This is a genomic window from Sphingopyxis sp. Root154 (assembly GCF_001427105.1).
Classification (GTDB): Bacteria; Pseudomonadota; Alphaproteobacteria; order Sphingomonadales; family Sphingomonadaceae; genus Sphingopyxis.
On sequence record NZ_LMGI01000002.1, the window covers coordinates 745,532 to 761,095 of the forward strand.

General features: G+C 65.9%; 16 protein-coding genes. 10 read left to right on the forward strand and 6 right to left on the reverse strand.

The features are described from left to right. Positions 1-66: 66 nt before the first annotated feature. Together ASD73_RS09345 and ASD73_RS09350 are read left to right on the forward strand one after the other, a co-directional pair. On the forward strand, positions 67-723 hold the full coding sequence (locus tag ASD73_RS09345) for a c-type cytochrome (RefSeq protein WP_056371732.1): 657 nt from the start codon (positions 67-69) through the stop codon (positions 721-723). Then, positions 723-1,151 (forward strand): c-type cytochrome, encoded by a 429-nt coding sequence (locus ASD73_RS09350; protein WP_056371735.1) that lies wholly within the window; start codon positions 723-725, stop codon positions 1,149-1,151. Before ASD73_RS09345 ends, ASD73_RS09350 begins: the two co-directional genes overlap by 1 nt. A gap of 88 nt (positions 1,152-1,239) precedes the next feature. Here the strand turns inward: ASD73_RS09350 and ASD73_RS09355 are convergent, their stop codons facing one another. Both ASD73_RS09355 and ASD73_RS09360 read right to left on the reverse strand, forming a co-directional pair. Next, positions 1,240-2,115, reverse strand: coding sequence for an LOG family protein (locus ASD73_RS09355; RefSeq protein WP_056371737.1), 876 nt, complete (start codon positions 2,113-2,115; stop codon positions 1,240-1,242). A 38-nt stretch (positions 2,116-2,153) separates the two neighbouring features. Next, complete coding sequence (locus ASD73_RS09360; protein WP_056371739.1) at positions 2,154-2,855, reverse strand: extensin family protein; 702 nt, start codon at positions 2,853-2,855, stop codon at positions 2,154-2,156. Positions 2,856-3,026: 171 nt separating this feature from the next. On the opposite strand from ASD73_RS09360, the gene ASD73_RS09365 reads away from it, so the two are divergent. From ASD73_RS09365 to ASD73_RS09375, 3 genes are all read left to right on the forward strand, one after another. After that, positions 3,027-4,154 carry a phosphoserine transaminase gene (locus ASD73_RS09365; RefSeq protein ID WP_056371740.1) on the forward strand — a complete coding sequence of 376 codons (1,128 nt, stop codon included), beginning with the start codon at positions 3,027-3,029 and terminating at the stop codon, positions 4,152-4,154. 81 nt (positions 4,155-4,235) lie between these two features. After that, a complete protein-coding gene (gene serA, locus ASD73_RS09370; protein ID WP_056371743.1) occupies positions 4,236-5,822 on the forward strand; it encodes a phosphoglycerate dehydrogenase in 1,587 nt (528 codons plus the stop codon). 54 nt (positions 5,823-5,876) lie between these two features. Next, positions 5,877-6,989, forward strand: a complete 1,113-nt coding sequence (locus ASD73_RS09375; protein WP_056371745.1) for an ATP phosphoribosyltransferase regulatory subunit — start codon at positions 5,877-5,879, stop codon at positions 6,987-6,989. Here the strand turns inward: ASD73_RS09375 and ASD73_RS09380 are convergent. Next, complete coding sequence (locus tag ASD73_RS09380; protein ID WP_056373431.1) at positions 6,986-7,363, reverse strand: DOPA 4,5-dioxygenase family protein; 378 nt, start codon at positions 7,361-7,363, stop codon at positions 6,986-6,988. The two genes, ASD73_RS09375 and ASD73_RS09380, sit on opposite strands and share 4 nt — an antisense overlap. 133 nt (positions 7,364-7,496) lie before the next feature. Here ASD73_RS09380 and ASD73_RS09385 point away from each other — a divergent pair, with 133 nt between their 5' ends. The 4 genes from ASD73_RS09385 to ASD73_RS09400 all read left to right on the forward strand — a co-directional run bounded on the left by ASD73_RS09385 (position 7,497) and on the right by ASD73_RS09400 (position 10,821). Further along, entirely contained in the window at positions 7,497-8,786 is a 1,290-nt protein-coding gene (locus ASD73_RS09385) for an adenylosuccinate synthase (protein ID WP_056371746.1), read from the forward strand. 143 nt (positions 8,787-8,929) lie between these two features. Continuing rightward, positions 8,930-9,622, forward strand: coding sequence for a class I SAM-dependent methyltransferase (locus tag ASD73_RS09390; protein WP_235534273.1), 693 nt, complete (start codon positions 8,930-8,932; stop codon positions 9,620-9,622). A 98-nt stretch (positions 9,623-9,720) separates the two neighbouring features. Continuing rightward, positions 9,721-10,221, forward strand: coding sequence for a L,D-transpeptidase family protein (locus ASD73_RS09395; protein WP_056371751.1), 501 nt, complete (start codon positions 9,721-9,723; stop codon positions 10,219-10,221). 9 nt (positions 10,222-10,230) lie between these two features. Then, positions 10,231-10,821, forward strand: a complete 591-nt coding sequence (locus ASD73_RS09400; RefSeq protein ID WP_056371753.1) for an NADPH-dependent FMN reductase — start codon at positions 10,231-10,233, stop codon at positions 10,819-10,821. Here ASD73_RS09400 and ASD73_RS09405 read toward each other — a convergent pair. Beyond that, positions 10,818-12,131 carry a spinster family MFS transporter gene (locus ASD73_RS09405; protein ID WP_056371754.1) on the reverse strand — a complete coding sequence of 438 codons (1,314 nt, stop codon included), beginning with the start codon at positions 12,129-12,131 and terminating at the stop codon, positions 10,818-10,820. The genes ASD73_RS09400 and ASD73_RS09405 overlap by 4 nt on opposite strands. A 111-nt stretch (positions 12,132-12,242) precedes the next feature. Between ASD73_RS09405 and ASD73_RS09410 the strand changes: the two genes are divergently transcribed. Then, complete coding sequence (locus ASD73_RS09410; protein ID WP_056371756.1) at positions 12,243-13,835, forward strand: amidase; 1,593 nt, start codon at positions 12,243-12,245, stop codon at positions 13,833-13,835. 15 nt (positions 13,836-13,850) lie between these two features. On the opposite strand, the gene ASD73_RS09415 is transcribed toward ASD73_RS09410, so the two are convergent. Together ASD73_RS09415 and ASD73_RS09420 are read right to left on the reverse strand one after the other, a co-directional pair. Next, positions 13,851-14,333 carry a DUF2721 domain-containing protein gene (locus ASD73_RS09415; protein ID WP_056371758.1) on the reverse strand — a complete coding sequence of 161 codons (483 nt, stop codon included), beginning with the start codon at positions 14,331-14,333 and terminating at the stop codon, positions 13,851-13,853. Beyond that, a complete protein-coding gene (locus ASD73_RS09420; RefSeq protein ID WP_056371760.1) occupies positions 14,333-15,547 on the reverse strand; it encodes an LL-diaminopimelate aminotransferase in 1,215 nt (404 codons plus the stop codon). Before ASD73_RS09420 ends, ASD73_RS09415 begins: the two co-directional genes overlap by 1 nt. Positions 15,548-15,564 lie beyond the last annotated feature (17 nt).

Consider the following 15,564-nt stretch of genomic DNA (forward strand, 5'->3'; position numbering starts at 1 on the left):
GTAAGGGAGCGTCCAAATCAAATATGCGCCCGGCAAGCGGGCGTCCGTAAACGGGGCTGCTAGAGCATGGACAATCGCAACAATACTATTGCCGGCTGGGTGCTGTTTGCCGGCATTTGCGCGCTGGGCCTGACCATCGGGTCGAGCATGTTGTTCGCAAGCCACAATCCCGAAAAGCCCGGTTATCCGATCGAAGACGCCGAAGCCGGCGCTGGTGGCGGCGAATCGGCCGTGCCGCTCGCCAACCTGCTCGCCGCCGCCGATCCGGCAAAGGGCGAGGCGGTGTTCGCGAAATGCGCCGCGTGCCACACGATCAATTCGGGCGGCGCCAATGGAATCGGCCCGAATCTTTTCGGCGCGATGGGCAAGCCGCACGGCCATGTCCCGGGCTTCGCTTATTCGGATGCGTTGAAGGGCGTCGCCGGCAATTGGGATTTCGAGGGCATGAACGCGTGGATCACGAGCCCGCGTAAATATGCCCCGGGCACGAAGATGTCGTTCGCCGGGCTCAGCAGCCCCGAAGACCGCGCCAACCTGATTGTTTACCTTAACAGCCAAGGTTCGAACCTGCCGTTGCCGGCGGCCGAAGCTGCCCCCGCACCCGCACCCGCGGACGGCGCCGCCGCGGCCGAAGGCGCCGCGGCAGCACCGACGGAAGGTGCCGCTCCCGCAGCCGGCGCCCCCGCCGCCGCAGCCCCCGCCCCGGCAGAAGCCAAGAAATAATGCGCCTCGCGCCCGTCCTGCTGGCGGGCGCGCTGACGCTCGCCGGTTGCGGAAAAAGCGAAACACCTGCCGAAGCCCCGGCGGCCGACGAGCCCGCCGTAGAGACAGCGACCGTCGAACCCACCGCGGCGATGGGCGAACAGGTCTTCCGGCGCTGCGTCGCATGCCACACGGTCGACAAGGGCGGTGCGAACGGCATCGGCCCCAATCTGCACGGCGTCGTTGGCCGCGCGGTCGCGGCATACCCCGATTTTTCCTATTCGGGCGCGATGAAGGCCAAGGGCGGCGTCTGGGACGCTGCCGCGCTCGACGCCTATCTCAAGGCGCCGATGAAAGATGTTCCGGGCACCCGCATGGCGTTCGCCGGCGTGATCGACGCGGCGGATCGCAAGGCGCTGATCCTCTTTCTCGAACAACAGTCGAAGTGAGCCCGTCGCCCCTGCGAAGGCAGGGGCAGCGATCAACCTTGCGCGAGACTTCCAGCGGCCCCTGCCTTCGCAGGGGCGACGCTAACCGTCAGTTCGGATCCCGAACGTTGCCGTAGAAATCCTGGATGATCTTCCATGCCTCTTCGGCGGTTTCGACGAAGTGGAACAGCGACAGGTCGCGCTGGCTGATCACACCTTCCTCTACCAGTGCGTCGAAATTGATGACGCGGGTCCAGAATTCCTCGCTGAACAGCACGATCGGGATCGGCTTGATCTTGCCCGTCTGGATCAGCGTCAGCAGTTCGAACGTCTCGTCGAACGTCCCGAAACCGCCGGGGAACACGCACACCGCACGCGCGCGGAGCAGGAAGTGCATTTTGCGCAGCGCGAAATAGTGGAACTGGAAGCTGAGGCCGGGGGTGACATAGCGGTTGGGGGCCTGCTCGTGCGGCAGCACGATGTTGAGCCCGACCGATTCCTTGCCTTCGTCGTCGGCGCCGCGATTCGCGGCCTCCATGATCGACGGCCCGCCGCCCGAACAGACGACGAAGTTGCGGCAACCATTCTCGTCCGGCGGCACCTGGCTCGCGATCCGCGCCAGCTTGCGCGCCTCTTCATAATATTTGGCCTTGGCGGCAAGCCGCTCGGCGATCCGCTGCTCCTCGGGCGTGCGCGCCGCGTCGAGTACGGCTTGTGCGGTCTCCGGCGACGGAATGCGCGCCGAGCCATAGACGACGAGCATCGACTCGATCTTTGCTTCATCGAGCATCAATTCGGGTTTGAGCAGTTCGAGCTGAAAGCGCACCGGGCGCAGATCTTCGCGCAGCAGGAATTCGGTGTCCTGGAACGCCAGCCGATAGGCCGGATCCTGCGTCTGCGGGGTAGATACCGCCTGCTTGGCGAATTGCGCGTCGTCCTTGGCTTTGTGGAAACGCGAGCGATGGGGTTGTTTGTCTTCTGCCATTGGCGGACGGCTAGCCGTTCCGCGCGACTTTGCCAAGCTTAGCGGCAGTAGCCGTTGCCGCTCATGTCGAAGTGGAAATGATTATAATGCGCCGCATTGTAATCGGGACCGAGCACCGTTCCGAAACGCCGGCAGCCCGATTTGTGTAGCGCGCGGAGGAAATCCTGCGACGATTTGTCGCCGGTCCATCCACCGTCGAGCATGACGCGGCGGCCGTCGGCGAGCAAGAAGCCTGATACGTCGATCGCATTCGAAAAGGCGTGCTGCGACATCCGGCCCGACCGGCCGCCATAGATGTTGCGGCAACTGTAGGTTCCGAAGGTCTCGATCTTCACGACCTCCTGCCCGAGATATTTTCGCGCTGCGGGTTTCACCGCATATTGCACCCATGCGGCGAAATTCTTGGCGAGCGGACAGGTCATCGCACCGAGCCCCGACACGGGGGTGCCGATGTCGAGCAGCTTCACCGAATCGATCGACGTGCAGCCGCCACCATGGTCCTCGTTCGGCAGCGGGGTGAAGCGGACGCCCGCTTGCTTGAGATCGAACGCGCATTGCTGCGCCTCGGCACTGGCAAAGGAAGGGGTACCGACGGCTTGCGGGCGGTTCGGCTTGCTCGCGGTCGGGCGCTTCCCGCCGCCATTCTTCATCGCCTCGGGCGCGCCGAAACAGGCGGACAGTGCCAGTGCCGCACTGGCGGCAACCAATATCCGGAGCTTCAAGAACGCAGGGACCCCCATGACGTCAAAATACCGGCGAAATGGTTAATAAGCTGTATACCTTTTCCTCCACTCGTCGAAAATTTCGCCCGGCCCGTGCAATTTGTTTGACAGTTGCGCGCCCGACCCTAAACGCGGCGCCGGGCCACGCGGTCCCAACGCCGCGCGAGCTCTCTGCAAGGAGAGACTATAATGAGTGAAGTGCCGACGCCACAATTGCGCCCTGCGCGCCCTTACTTTTCTTCCGGACCCTGCGCCAAGCCGCCGGTCTGGTCCCCAGAGAAACTTGCAACCGAATCGCTCGGCCGCTCGCATCGTGCGAAGATCGGCAAGACGCGTCTCGCCTATTGCATCGACCTGATGCGCGAGATGCTGCAGCTCCCCGACACGCACCGCATCGGTATCGTCCCGGGCAGCGACACCGGCGCCTTTGAAATGGCGATGTGGACGATGCTCGGCGTCCGGCCTGTGACGACGCTCGCTTGGGAGAGCTTCGGTGAAGGTTGGGTGACCGATGCCGCCAAACAGCTCAAGCTCGATCCGACCGTCATCCGCGCCGATTATGGCCAGCTTCCCGACCTCAGCCAAGTCGACTGGTCGAACGACGTCCTCTTCACCTGGAACGGCACCACCAGCGGTGTCCGCGTCCCGAACGGCGACTGGATCGCCGACGACCGCGAAGGCCTAAGCTTCGCCGACGCGACCAGCGCGGTGTTCGCCTACGACCTGGCGTGGGACAAGATCGACGTTGCGACCTTCAGCTGGCAGAAAGTGCTCGGCGGCGAAGGTGGCCATGGCGTGCTGATTCTCGGCCCGCGCGCGGTCGAACGGCTTGAGAATTACACCCCCGCCTGGCCGCTGCCGAAGGTGTTCCGCTTGGTATCGAAAGGTGCGCTCGCTGAGGGCGTGTTCAAGGGCGAGACGATCAACACCCCGTCGATGCTCGCGGTCGAGGATGCGATCTTCGCGCTCGAATGGGCGAAGTCGCTCGGTGGTCTCGACGGCCTGAAGGCGCGCAGCGACGCGAACGCCGCGGCGCTCGACAAGATCGTCGAGGAACGCGAGTGGCTGAGCCATCTGGCCGCCGATCCCGCCAGCCGCTCGAAGACCTCGGTCTGCCTGTCGGTTGCCGGCGCCGACGAGGGCTTCATCAAGAAATTCGCGGGGCTGCTCGAAGCCGAAGGCGCGGCGTACGACATCGCGGGTTATCGCGATGCGCCTCCGGGCCTTCGCATCTGGTGCGGCGCAACCGTCGACACTGCCGATATCGAAGCGCTCGGGCCCTGGCTCGACTGGGCCTACGCCTCGCTCAACGCTTGATTGCGAACCCCGGCGAAAGCCGGGGGCCATTTTCCCATTCCGCCACAGATCCCGGCTTTCGCCGGGACACGGAGACAAGACATGACCGCACCCAAAGTCCTCATCAGCGACAAAATGGACCCCAAAGCCGCCGCGATTTTCAAGGAGCGCGGCATCGACGTCGATGTCATCACCGGCAAGACCAAGGACGAGCTGATCGCGATGATCGGCGACTATGACGGCCTTGCCATCCGTTCGGCCACTAAAGTTACCGCCGACGTCCTCGCCGCCGCGACGAACCTGAAGGTCGTCGGCCGCGCCGGGATCGGCGTCGACAATGTCGACATTCCCGAGGCGTCGAAGAAGGGCGTCATCGTGATGAACACCCCCTTCGGCAACAGCATCACCACCGCCGAACACGCGATCGCGATGATGTTCGCCCTCGCGCGCCAGATTCCCGAAGCCAACGCCGGAACGCAGGCGGGCAAATGGCCCAAAAATGACTTCATGGGCGTCGAGCTGACCTCGAAGACGCTCGGCCTGATCGGCTGCGGCAACATCGGCAGCATCGTCGCGGAACGCGCGCTGGGCCTGCGCATGAAGGTCGTCGCTTTCGACCCCTTCCTCACTCCTGAACGCGCGATCGAGCTTGGCGTCGAAAAGGCCGATCTCGACACCTTGCTCGCCAAGGCCGATTTCATCACGCTGCACACGCCGCTGACCGACCAGACGCGCAACATCCTGTCGGCCGAAAATATCGCCAAGGCGAAGAAGGGCGTGCGCATCATCAACTGCGCGCGCGGCGGGCTGATCGATGAAGCGGCGCTCAAGGACGCGCTGGAATCCGGCCATGTCGCGGGTGCGGCGCTCGACGTGTTCCAGACCGAGCCGCCGGCCGCCGACCATCCGCTGTTCGGCGCGCCGAACTTCATCTGCACCCCACACCTCGGCGCATCGACCGACGAGGCGCAGGTCAATGTCGCCATTCAGGTGGCCGAACAGCTCAGCGACTATCTGCTCACCGGCGGCATCACCAACGCGCTCAACGTCCCCAGCCTCTCGGCCGAGGAAGCGCCGAAGCTGCGCCCCTATATGAGCCTCGCCGAAAAGCTCGGCAGCCTCGTCGGCCAGCTCGCGCACGACAATCTCACGACGATCTCGGTCGAGGTCGAGGGCGCCGCCGCCGAACTGAACCTCAAGCCGATCACCGCCGCGGTACTCACCGGCCTGATGCGCCGCTATTCGGACAGCGTGAACATGGTCAACGCCCCGCACCTCGCGCGCGAACGCGGCCTTGATGTGCGCGAAGTTCGTCATGATCGCGACGGCGATTACCACACGCTCGTTCGCGTCACCGTGGCGACGAGCGACGGCGACCGTTCGGTCGCGGGCACGCTGTTCAGCAACGGCGACCCGCGCCTCGTCGAAATGTTCGGGATCAAGGTCGAGGCCGACCTCGACGGCCACATGCTCTACATCGTCAACGAGGATGCGCCGGGTTTCATCGGCCGCATCGGCACCGCGCTTGGCGAGGCCGGGCTCAACATCGGCACCTTCCACCTCGGCCGCCGCGCCGCGGGCGGCGAAGCCGTGCTGCTGCTGTCGCTCGACTCGCCGATGCCCGAACCGCTTCTGTGGCAGCTATGTCAGCTCCCCGGCGTGAAGACGGTGAAGGGCCTCAAGTTCTGATCATCCGGCGGGAGCGGTTGAAACGCTCCCGCCACCCGCCTAAGGCCGCAATCGATGACCAAGGCCCCTGCCCTGCTGCCCGGAGGGCTGCGCGATCGCCTCCCCCAACAGGCGGAGGCCGCGTCGCGCGTCACCCGCGCGCTCGTCGATGCGATGCGCGCGCATGGCTATGGTCGCGTCGCGCCACCGCTCGCGGAATTTCGCGAGACGCTGGGCGGCGATGACGAGCGCGCCACCCGCGATTTGCTGCGCTTCACCGATCCGGTGTCGCAGCGGACGCTCGCGCTCCGTCCCGATATCACGCGGCAGGTCGGCCGTATCGCCACGTCGTTGCTCGCCAAAGCGCCGCGCCCGCTGCGCCTCTGCTATGCCGGGCAGGTGGTGAAGCTGCGGGCGAGCCAGCTCCGCCCGGCGCGCGAAATGCTCCAGGTCGGCGCCGAGCTGATCGGCAGCGACAGCGTCGCCGCGGCGCGCGAGATCGTCACTGTCGCGATCGATGCACTCGAGGCCGCGGGAATCGGCCCCGTCACGATCGATTTCACCCTTCCCGACGTCGTCGACCTGCTCGCGAACGGCCCGCTTCCTGTTGAGGCCGACATCCAGCAGCTGCGCGACGAACTCGACGCCAAGGATGCCGGCGCGCTGACGCGGCTCGGCGCCGAAGCCTATCTACCTTTGCTGCGCGCGACCGGCCCCTTCGATCAGGCGATTGCCGACCTCCGCGCGTTCGACACGACCGGGGTCCTTTCCGCGCGAATCGACGCGCTCGAAGCGATCGCTGCCCCGGTGCGCGACCGCGTGACCCTGACGCTCGATCCGACCGAGCGCCATGGCTTCGCCTATCAAAGCTGGTTCGGCTTCCAGATCTTCGTTCCGGGACAAGGCGACGCGGTCGGGCGCGGCGGTGGCTATTCGATCCCGGTTGGCGAGCAGGAAGAATCGGCCGTCGGCTTCTCGCTCTATCCCGATCCGCTGATCGATGAGGGCCTCGGCGCGGAAGACGATGCCGACCGCCGCATCTTCCTGCCACTCGGCCACGATCCTGCGCTCGCTGCCAGCCTGCGCGCCGACGACTGGCAGACGGTCGCGGCGCTGTCCGAAAACGACGATGCGCGGGCGCTCGGCTGCGGGTTTATTCTCGGTCCCGACGGGCCGGTCGAAGCCTAAAAGTCCGATACGCCGAAACGCGGGATGCCCTGATTGACTCCGGGCGGATCGAGCACGGTCACATCGAGTTCGACAGGTTCGCCGATCCAGTGTGCCAGCGTCGTATGATCGGCAAGATCGTCGTCGGTGAGGGGATGCACCAGCGCGCGCAGCCCCGTCGCCTCGATCATCACGATCACCGCCGGAACCGCTGCACCCAAAAAGTGCACCTCATATTGCGCGATCGGATGCGGCCCCGCCGCGCCGTCGGTCATGTCGCCGACGAACAGGATCGCCGAGTCGCGGCCGAAGCCGTCGCGCAGTTCGGTGGCGGCGGCGCGCTCGGCATCGTCGAAATAGATATGGGCATGATAGGGGGCGTCGGGGTCGATCATCACAGGCATCCTTCTTTCCGCCTCGCTACTCCGCCAAAAAGAGCGGTGCAACCGTGCCACTACCCTTGCCTCTCTGGCCAAATCCGCTAAGGCCGCGCCGGGTCAGGATGACCCCGTTCAGCAGGACAGCATCATGGCAAATGTTACCGTCATCGGGTCGCAATGGGGCGACGAGGGCAAGGGCAAGATCGTCGACTGGCTCGCCAGCCGCGCCGACGCCGTGGTCCGCTTCCAGGGCGGTCATAACGCCGGCCATACGCTCGTCGTCGGCGAACAGGTGTACAAGCTGTCGCTGCTTCCCTCGGGCATCGTCACCGGCACGCTGTCGATCATCGGCAACGGCGTCGTGCTCGATCCGTGGGCGCTGCGCGACGAGATCACCAAGCTGCGCGGCCAGGGCGTCGCCATCAACCCCGAGAATTTCGCGATCGCCGACAATTGCGCGCTGATCCTGCCGTTCCACCGCGACCTTGATGCGCTGCGTGAAACCGCCGCGGGTGCCGGCAAGATCGGCACCACCGGGCGCGGCATCGGCCCCGCCTATGAGGACAAGGTCGGCCGCCGCGCGATCCGCGTCTGCGACCTCGCACACCTCGACAAGCTCGATCCGCAGCTCGACCGCCTGACCGCGCACCATGACGCGCTGCGCGCCGGCTTCGGTGAACCGCCGATCGACCGCGAACGCCTGATCGCCGACCTCACCGAAATCGCCGACTATGTGCTCGAATATGCGCAGCCGGTGTGGAAGCGCCTGAAGAAGGTCCGCAAGGCGGGCGCGCGCATCCTGTTCGAGGGCGCGCAGGGCGTGCTGCTAGACGTCGATCACGGCACCTATCCCTTCGTCACCAGCTCGAACACCGTCAGCGGCACCGCCGCGAGCGGCTCGGGTCTCGGTCCTTCGGCCGTCGGTTTCGTGCTCGGCATCGCCAAGGCATACACGACGCGCGTCGGCAGCGGCCCGTTTCCGACCGAGCTTGAAGACGAAATCGGCCAGAAGCTGGGCGAACGCGGGCATGAATTTGGTACCGTCACAGGGCGCAAGCGCCGCTGCGGCTGGTTCGATGCGGTTCTCGTGCGGCAGAGCTGCGCCGTGTCGGGCGTCACCGGCATCGCGCTGACCAAGCTCGACGTGCTCGACGGTTTCGACACGATCCGCATCTGCACCGGTTATCGCCTCCGCGGCAAGATCCTCGACTATTTCCCCGCGCACTCGGCCGACCAGGCCGAGGTCGAGCCGATCTATGAGGAAATGGACGGCTGGCACGAATCGACCGCGGGCGCGCGCAGCTATGCCGACCTGCCCGCGCAGGCGATCAAATATATCCAGCGCGTGCAGGAACTGATTGAAACCCCGATCGCGCTCGTGTCGACCAGCCCCGAGCGCGAGGACACGATCCTGATCCGCGACCCGTTCAGCGACTGACGATCCGGTGCCGGTCGTCGCATAAGCGCGGCGACCGGACGCAAGCATCGCCGCCGTCACCGAACTGCCATCGGCCGTCACTAGTTGGCTGTGGATGACAAGTCGCGAAACGACGCAGCTTCTGGCGCGTCCCGATATGTATGATGCCCTGCCGCGCCCGGCGCGCGAACGGATCGAGGTCATTCGCCTTCGGCGCGATCCAGTGGCCATGGCTGTTGCGCTCGCTGTGGGGCGGGCGCAATGCGGACAAGTCCGCGCTGCTGCATCGGCTGGGCCTCGCCGACGATGCCTTGCCCCATCTCGGCAGCTGGAAGGCCGATACGCGCTTTTTGACGCACATCGTCGACGCGATCGAGCAACTCCGCCCCGCGACGGTCGTCGAACTCGGCTGCGGCGCGAGCAGCCTTGTGATCGCTAAAGCCTTGTCGCTGTTCGGGGGCGGGCGGCTGATAAGCTATGACCAGCATCAGGAGTTTGTCGCCGCCACTGCGCATTGGCTGGCGAGTCAGGGCGTTACAGCCGACCTTCGCCACGCGCCGCTCGGCTTGCCGCCGGGCGACTGGCCGGGGCTCTGGTATCAGCTTGCCGACCTGCCGACCGATATTGGCCTGCTGGTGATCGACGGCCCGCCGTGGGCGCTGCATCCGCTGGTTCGCGGCGCCGCCGAATCGCTGTTTCCGCGCCTCGCCAACGGCGCGACGATCCTGCTCGACGATGCCGCGCGCCCCGGCGAGCGCCTCGTCGCGCGGCGCTGGCAGAAAAGATGGCCGCAGATCGATTTCGCCTATGACCGGTCGGGAACAAAGGGCACGCTGATCGGCCGGGTGACCGGCTAGTGCCGTGTCGTGGCCACGTCGCGGATCGCTGCGAGGCGGCCCGCCGCGCCGCACTGGCAACCACTTGCCGGGCCGCGTCAAAGGCGTAGGGTCGCGCGATGCGCCGCGCCTCGTCCCTCGCCTGCCTGCTCCTTGCCGCGTGCGGCGCCGCGAGTTCACAGCCGTCGCTGCCCGCGGGTGCCAAGGCCGACCGGCTGCTCGTCGACAAGAGCGATCGCGTGCTGATCGTGTACGCCCGGAACCGCGAGATCGCGCGCTATACGAGCATTCGATTCGGCGACATGCCGACGGGGCACAAGCGGTTCGAGGGCGACGAGCGCACGCCCGAGGGGCGCTACACGATCAGCGGCCGCAACCCGCAGAGCGCCTATCATCTGTCGCTGCGCATATCCTATCCGAACGCCGCCGACCGCGCCTTTGCCAAGGCGAAAGGGCGCGCGCCCGGCGGCGACATCTTCATCCACGGCCAGCCGAACGCGTGGCCGGGACCGCCGATCGCGCGCGACTGGACCGACGGCTGTATCGCGCTGTCGAACGCCGAGATAAAACAGCTGTGGGACATGGTCCCCGACGGCATCCCGATCACCATCCGACCCTAGGAACCCATCATGTCCCGCCACATCCTTATCTTCTACGGCAGCTATCGCCGCGACCGGCAGGGCATCAAGCTCGCGCAGTGGATCGTCGATGCGATCACGGCGCGCGGCGACAGCGCCGAGCTGATCGACGCGAAGGCGGTGGGCCTCCCGATGCTCGACCGGATGTACAAGGAATATCCGAAGGGCGAGGCGCCGGCGGCGATGGAGGAGCTCGCGGAGAAGATCCGCGCCGCCGACGGCTTCCTGTTCGTCACCGGCGAATATAATTGGGGACCGCAGCCGGGGCTCAAGAACCTGACCGACCATTATCTCGAGGAATGGTTCTGGCGGCCCGCGGCGATCGCCTGTTACTCGGCGGGTCCGTGGTCGGGCGTGCGCGCGATGATGGGCTGGCGCGACACGCTCGGCGAGATGGGAATGGCGGTCACCTCCTCGATCCTCCCCGTCGGACGGATCCGCGGTGCGTTCGACGCCGACGGCAAGCCCGCGGGCGAAGATGGCGCGCGGCTCGAAAAAAGCTTCCCGCGCTTTGCCGACGACCTCAACTGGTGGGTCGATGCTGCGCGGGCGCAGCGGGCGAAGCAAGCGCCGCCCTATTAACCCGATTTCAGTTCGGCATTAAGCCGCAGGCTGGCGCGCCAGAAAAAGAAGGCGGGGATGAGGCCGAGCCACGCGGCGCCGTAGAGCACCCAGCGCACGCTTTCCTGCCCCGCGACGGGTGCAAGTGCGTCGGATAGCACGCCGAACAGGAAGGGCCCGAAGCCGAGTCCGATGAGGTTCTGCCCGAACAGCATGATCGAAGCCGCGACGGCGCGTGCCTGCGGGCGCACCAGCCCCTGTACGCACGCGTAGGCGGGCCCGTAATAGGCCGAGTTGAGGATTGTCGGGATGATCAGCAGCGCGACGGCGACGCGCCAATCCTCCATGAAATAGCCGAGAAACAGGATCGGCGCGGCGAGCGCCATGCCAAAGGCGGGGAAGGTCAGGATGTGGCGCTTGTCGCGCGCGCCGAACTTATCCGCCATCTTGCCGCCGAGCCAGGTGCCGAAGACGCCGGCGAGCCCGAGCACGACCGCCATCGACAGCCCCGCTTCGGTCGTCGACAGCCCGTGGCTGCGGATGAAGAAGCTGATCGTCCACAGCGCCTTGCCATAACCGAGGAATGCGACGACCGACGATGCGATCAATATGTAGATGAACGCGCGCGAGGCGAAGATTTCGCGCATCGCCTCGCCGGTCGAAAGCCGGGTCACCGCGGCAGCGGTCGCGGCGGCTTCGGCGGTGCGGCTGTGCCGCGGCTCGCGCATTACGAACAGCACGACGAGCGCGAGCAGCAGGCCCGGCGCGCCGACGAGCATCAGCGCGATACGCCAGCCGTAGAGATCGTTGACGATGCCGCCGATAATCAGCCCGAGCAGCGATCCGATCGGCACGCCAAGGCCATAGAAAGCGATCGCCGACGAGCGTTTTTCGGGTGCGACGCTGTCCGAAATCAGCGAGTGCGCCGCGGGCGTACACCCCGCCTCGCCGACCCCGACGCCGATGCGCGCAAACAGCAATTGCACGAAATTCTGCGCGAGCCCGCACACCGCGGTCATCGCCGACCAGATGGCGAGCGCGAGCGCGATCAGGCGGACGCGGTTCGTGCCGTCCTTGTCGGCATAGCGTGCGATCGGGATGCCGAGCAGCGCGTAGAAGACCGCGAAGGCTGGGCCGGCGAGCAGGCCGAGCTGCGTGTCGGACAAGCCGAGGTCGGCCTTGATCGGTTCGGCGAGGATGTTGACGATCTGCCGGTCGAGGAAGTTGAAGATATAGACGATCAGCAGGATCCACAGCATCGTCCGCGTCTCTGCGGAAACGCCGGTGGCCGGTGAGGCGATGCCCTGCGACGAGGCAGCTTTATCGGTCATTATGATCTCCCGCCGCCAAGGGAGCAGACCGGGGGGAGTGGTGTCAACGCCGTTGGGGCGAACCGAAATTGTCCGCTTGCAATTGCCGCTACGGCTGCCAGCGTGCAGCCTATGCAAAAAATTTCGCTGCTCGGTGCTGCCGCGCTCCTCGTCATCGCTCCTGCCGCCGCTCCGGTCTCCGCGATGCCGCCGCCGCTTCCCGAGGTCGAGGGAAAGGACGCCGCGACGCTGCGCGCAGAAATGGAGAGCGGGCGGATTTACGAAGGGCTGACCGCGCTCGTCTATCTCGACCGGATCGGACGAATCGACGATTATGGGCCCAAGCTCAATGCCGTCATCGCGACGATGTCCCAGACCGACCTCAGCGCCGAGGGGAAGCGGCTTTATGACGAGCGCATGGCGGGCAAGGCGCGCGGTCCGCTTCATGGCATCCCCATCCTGCTCAAAGACAATATCGAGGCCGCCGGGCCGCTTCCCACGACCGCGGGTTCGCTTGCGCTCAAGGACAATGTGACGAACCGCGATGCGCCGCTCGTCGCGCGGCTGCGCGATGCGGGCGCGATCATCCTCGGCAAGACGAACCTCAGCGAATGGGCGAACATCCGGTCGGACAATTCGACGAGCGGGTGGAGCGCGGTCGGCGGCCTGACGAAGAATCCGCATGCGCTCGATCGCAACAGCTGCGGCTCGTCGTCGGGCAGCGCCGCCGCGGTCGCGGCAAGCCTCGCGCCGCTCGCGATCGGCACCGAAACCGACGGATCGATCACCTGCCCCGCCGGGATTAATGGCATCGTCGGCTTCAAGCCGAGCGTCGGGCTGGTCAGCCGCACGCATATCGTCCCGATCAGCCACAGCCAGGACACCGCCGGACCGATAACGCTGACGGTGCGCGATGCCGCCGCGGTGATGAGCGTGATCGCGGGCAGCGACCCGACCGATCCCGCAACCGCCGAAGCCGATGCGCGGAAAGCCGACTATGTCGCCGCGCTGTCGCCCGACGCGCTGAAAGGCAAGCGCATCGGGGTGATGCGCGACCGCGTCGGCGACCGTGCCGATATCTTGGCGCTGTTCGACGCGGCACTGACGCAGATGGAAGGGCTCGGCGCGACGCTGGTCGAGATCGCCGACAGCCGGAAGGGCAATGAGGGGCTCGGCGCTGCCGAATTCGAAATATTGCTCACCGAACTCAAGGCCGGCATGGCGACCTATCTGGGCGGTCTGCCAAACGCAACTGCGCCGAGGTCGCTTGCCGACGTCATCGCGTTCAACAAGGCGAACCCCGATGAACTGAAGTGGTTCGACCAGCTCCTCTTCGAACTGGCTGAGACCAAGGGCGGCCTCGACAGCCCCGCCTATCTCGCTGCGCGCGAAAAAGCGGCCCGCCTCGCCGGGCCCGAGGGCATCGACTGGTTGCTGAAAACCCATGACGTCGATCTGCTCGTCGGGGTCACCAACGGCCCCGCGTGGGTCAGCGATCTGGTCAACGGCGACAGCTACAAAAGTCCGGGCACCAGCCAGCTTCCCGCGGTCGCCGGCTATCCGCACCTAACGGTGCCGATGGGGGCGGTCGAGGGGCTGCCGATCGGGCTCTCGTTCATCGGCGCCAAGTGGAGCGACGCCGACATATTGGCCGCGGGCTATGCTTATGAACAGGCGAGCCGGAAGCGCGTCGCGCCAAGCTATCGGGCGAGCGTGACACCGTAGCTGTCGCCCACTCTGTCAGCGCCGGTCGCGGCGGCGCTTCCAGCCCATTTCCTCAAGCTCGAGCAATTCCATTGGCACATGGATCGCGCGCACTGCCAGCCGGACCTCGACGAGGAAGAGGATCAGCGAGACGAGCAGCAACAGCATCGCGACCGCAAAGGCCCATGACGCCGCGACGCCGAGGTTGATGCCGGTAAAGGCCTGCGTGAACAGCAGCGCGACGAGCAGGCAAACGACGATCCCGCACGCAACGGCGGAGAGGATCGAATTGTTGATGATTCCCATCCTTCGGTCGGCGATGCGCAGTTCGGCGACGATGCGCTCATGTTCGAGGCCCTCGGTCTCGGGCCAGCGCTCCATCAGATTGCGCGACCGGTCGACGACGCGCGCGAGACGGCCCGCGATGACGTTGAGCAGGCTGCCGGTCGCGACCAGCAGGAACACCGGCGTGACCGACAGTTGGATCGTCTGCGCAATCGCGCCGGCGTCGAGGCTCATCATCCCCCGGTGGCGACCGAGGGCGTGTTCACACCGTGCATCGCGAGGAACTTGCGGATATTGCGCGCCGCCTGCCGGATGCGCTGCTCATTCTCGACCATCGCGATGCGGACATAGCCTTCGCCGTCCTCGCCATAACCGACGCCCGGCGCGACCGCGACCTTGGCGTGGGTGAGCAGTTGCTTCGAAAATTCGAGGCTGCCCATTTCCCGAAGTGCAGGCGGCAGCGGCGCCCAAGCGAACATCGACGCCTTCGGGCTTGGGATGTCCCAACCGGCGCGGCCGAAGCTTTCGACCATCACGTCGCGGCGCTTCTGGTACAGATCGCGGTTCTTCTGGACGATGTCCTGCGGCCCATTAAGCGCCGCGCAGGCGGCGGCCTGAATCGGGGTGAAGGCACCATAGTCGAGGTAGGATTTGACGCGCGTCATCGCCGCGATCAGGCGCTTGTTGCCCACCGCGAAGCCCATGCGCCAGCCCGCCATCGAATAGGTTTTCGACATCGAGGTGAATTCGATCGCGACATCCTTTGCGCCGGGCACCTGCAGGATCGAGGGCGTCGGGTTGCCGTCGTAGTAGAGCTCCGAATAAGCGAGGTCGCTGAGGACCCAGACCTTATTCTCCTTCGCCCACGCGACGAGGCGTTCGTAGAAGGCGAGATCGACGGCTTCGGCGGTCGGGTTCGACGGATAGTTGACGACAAGGATCGACGGGCGAGGCACGGTGAAGGCCATCGCGCGGTCGAGCGCGCGCCAGTAATTCTCGTCGGGCGTCGTCGGCACGCTGCGGATCGTCGCGCCGGCGATGATGAAGCCGAATGTGTGGATCGGATAGCTCGGGTTCGGCGCGAGCACGACGTCGCCGGGGCCGGTGATCGCGGTCGCAAGGCTCGCGAGTCCTTCCTTCGACCCCATCGTCACGACCACCTCGGTCTCGGGGTCGAGATCGACGTTGAAGCGGCGGCCGTAATAATTCGCCTGCGCGCGGCGGAGGCCCGGAATGCCCTTCGACTGCGAATAGCCGTGCGCGTCGGGCTTCATTGCCACTTCGCACAGCTTCTCGATCACATGCGGCGGCGGCGGCAGATCGGGGTTTCCCATCCCCAGATCGATGATGTCTTCCCCCGCGGCGCGGGCGGCCGCACGCATCGCATTGACTTCAGCGATGACATAGGGCGGCAGGCGCTTGATGCGATAGAATTCATCTTCAGACATGGGAAACTAGAACAACT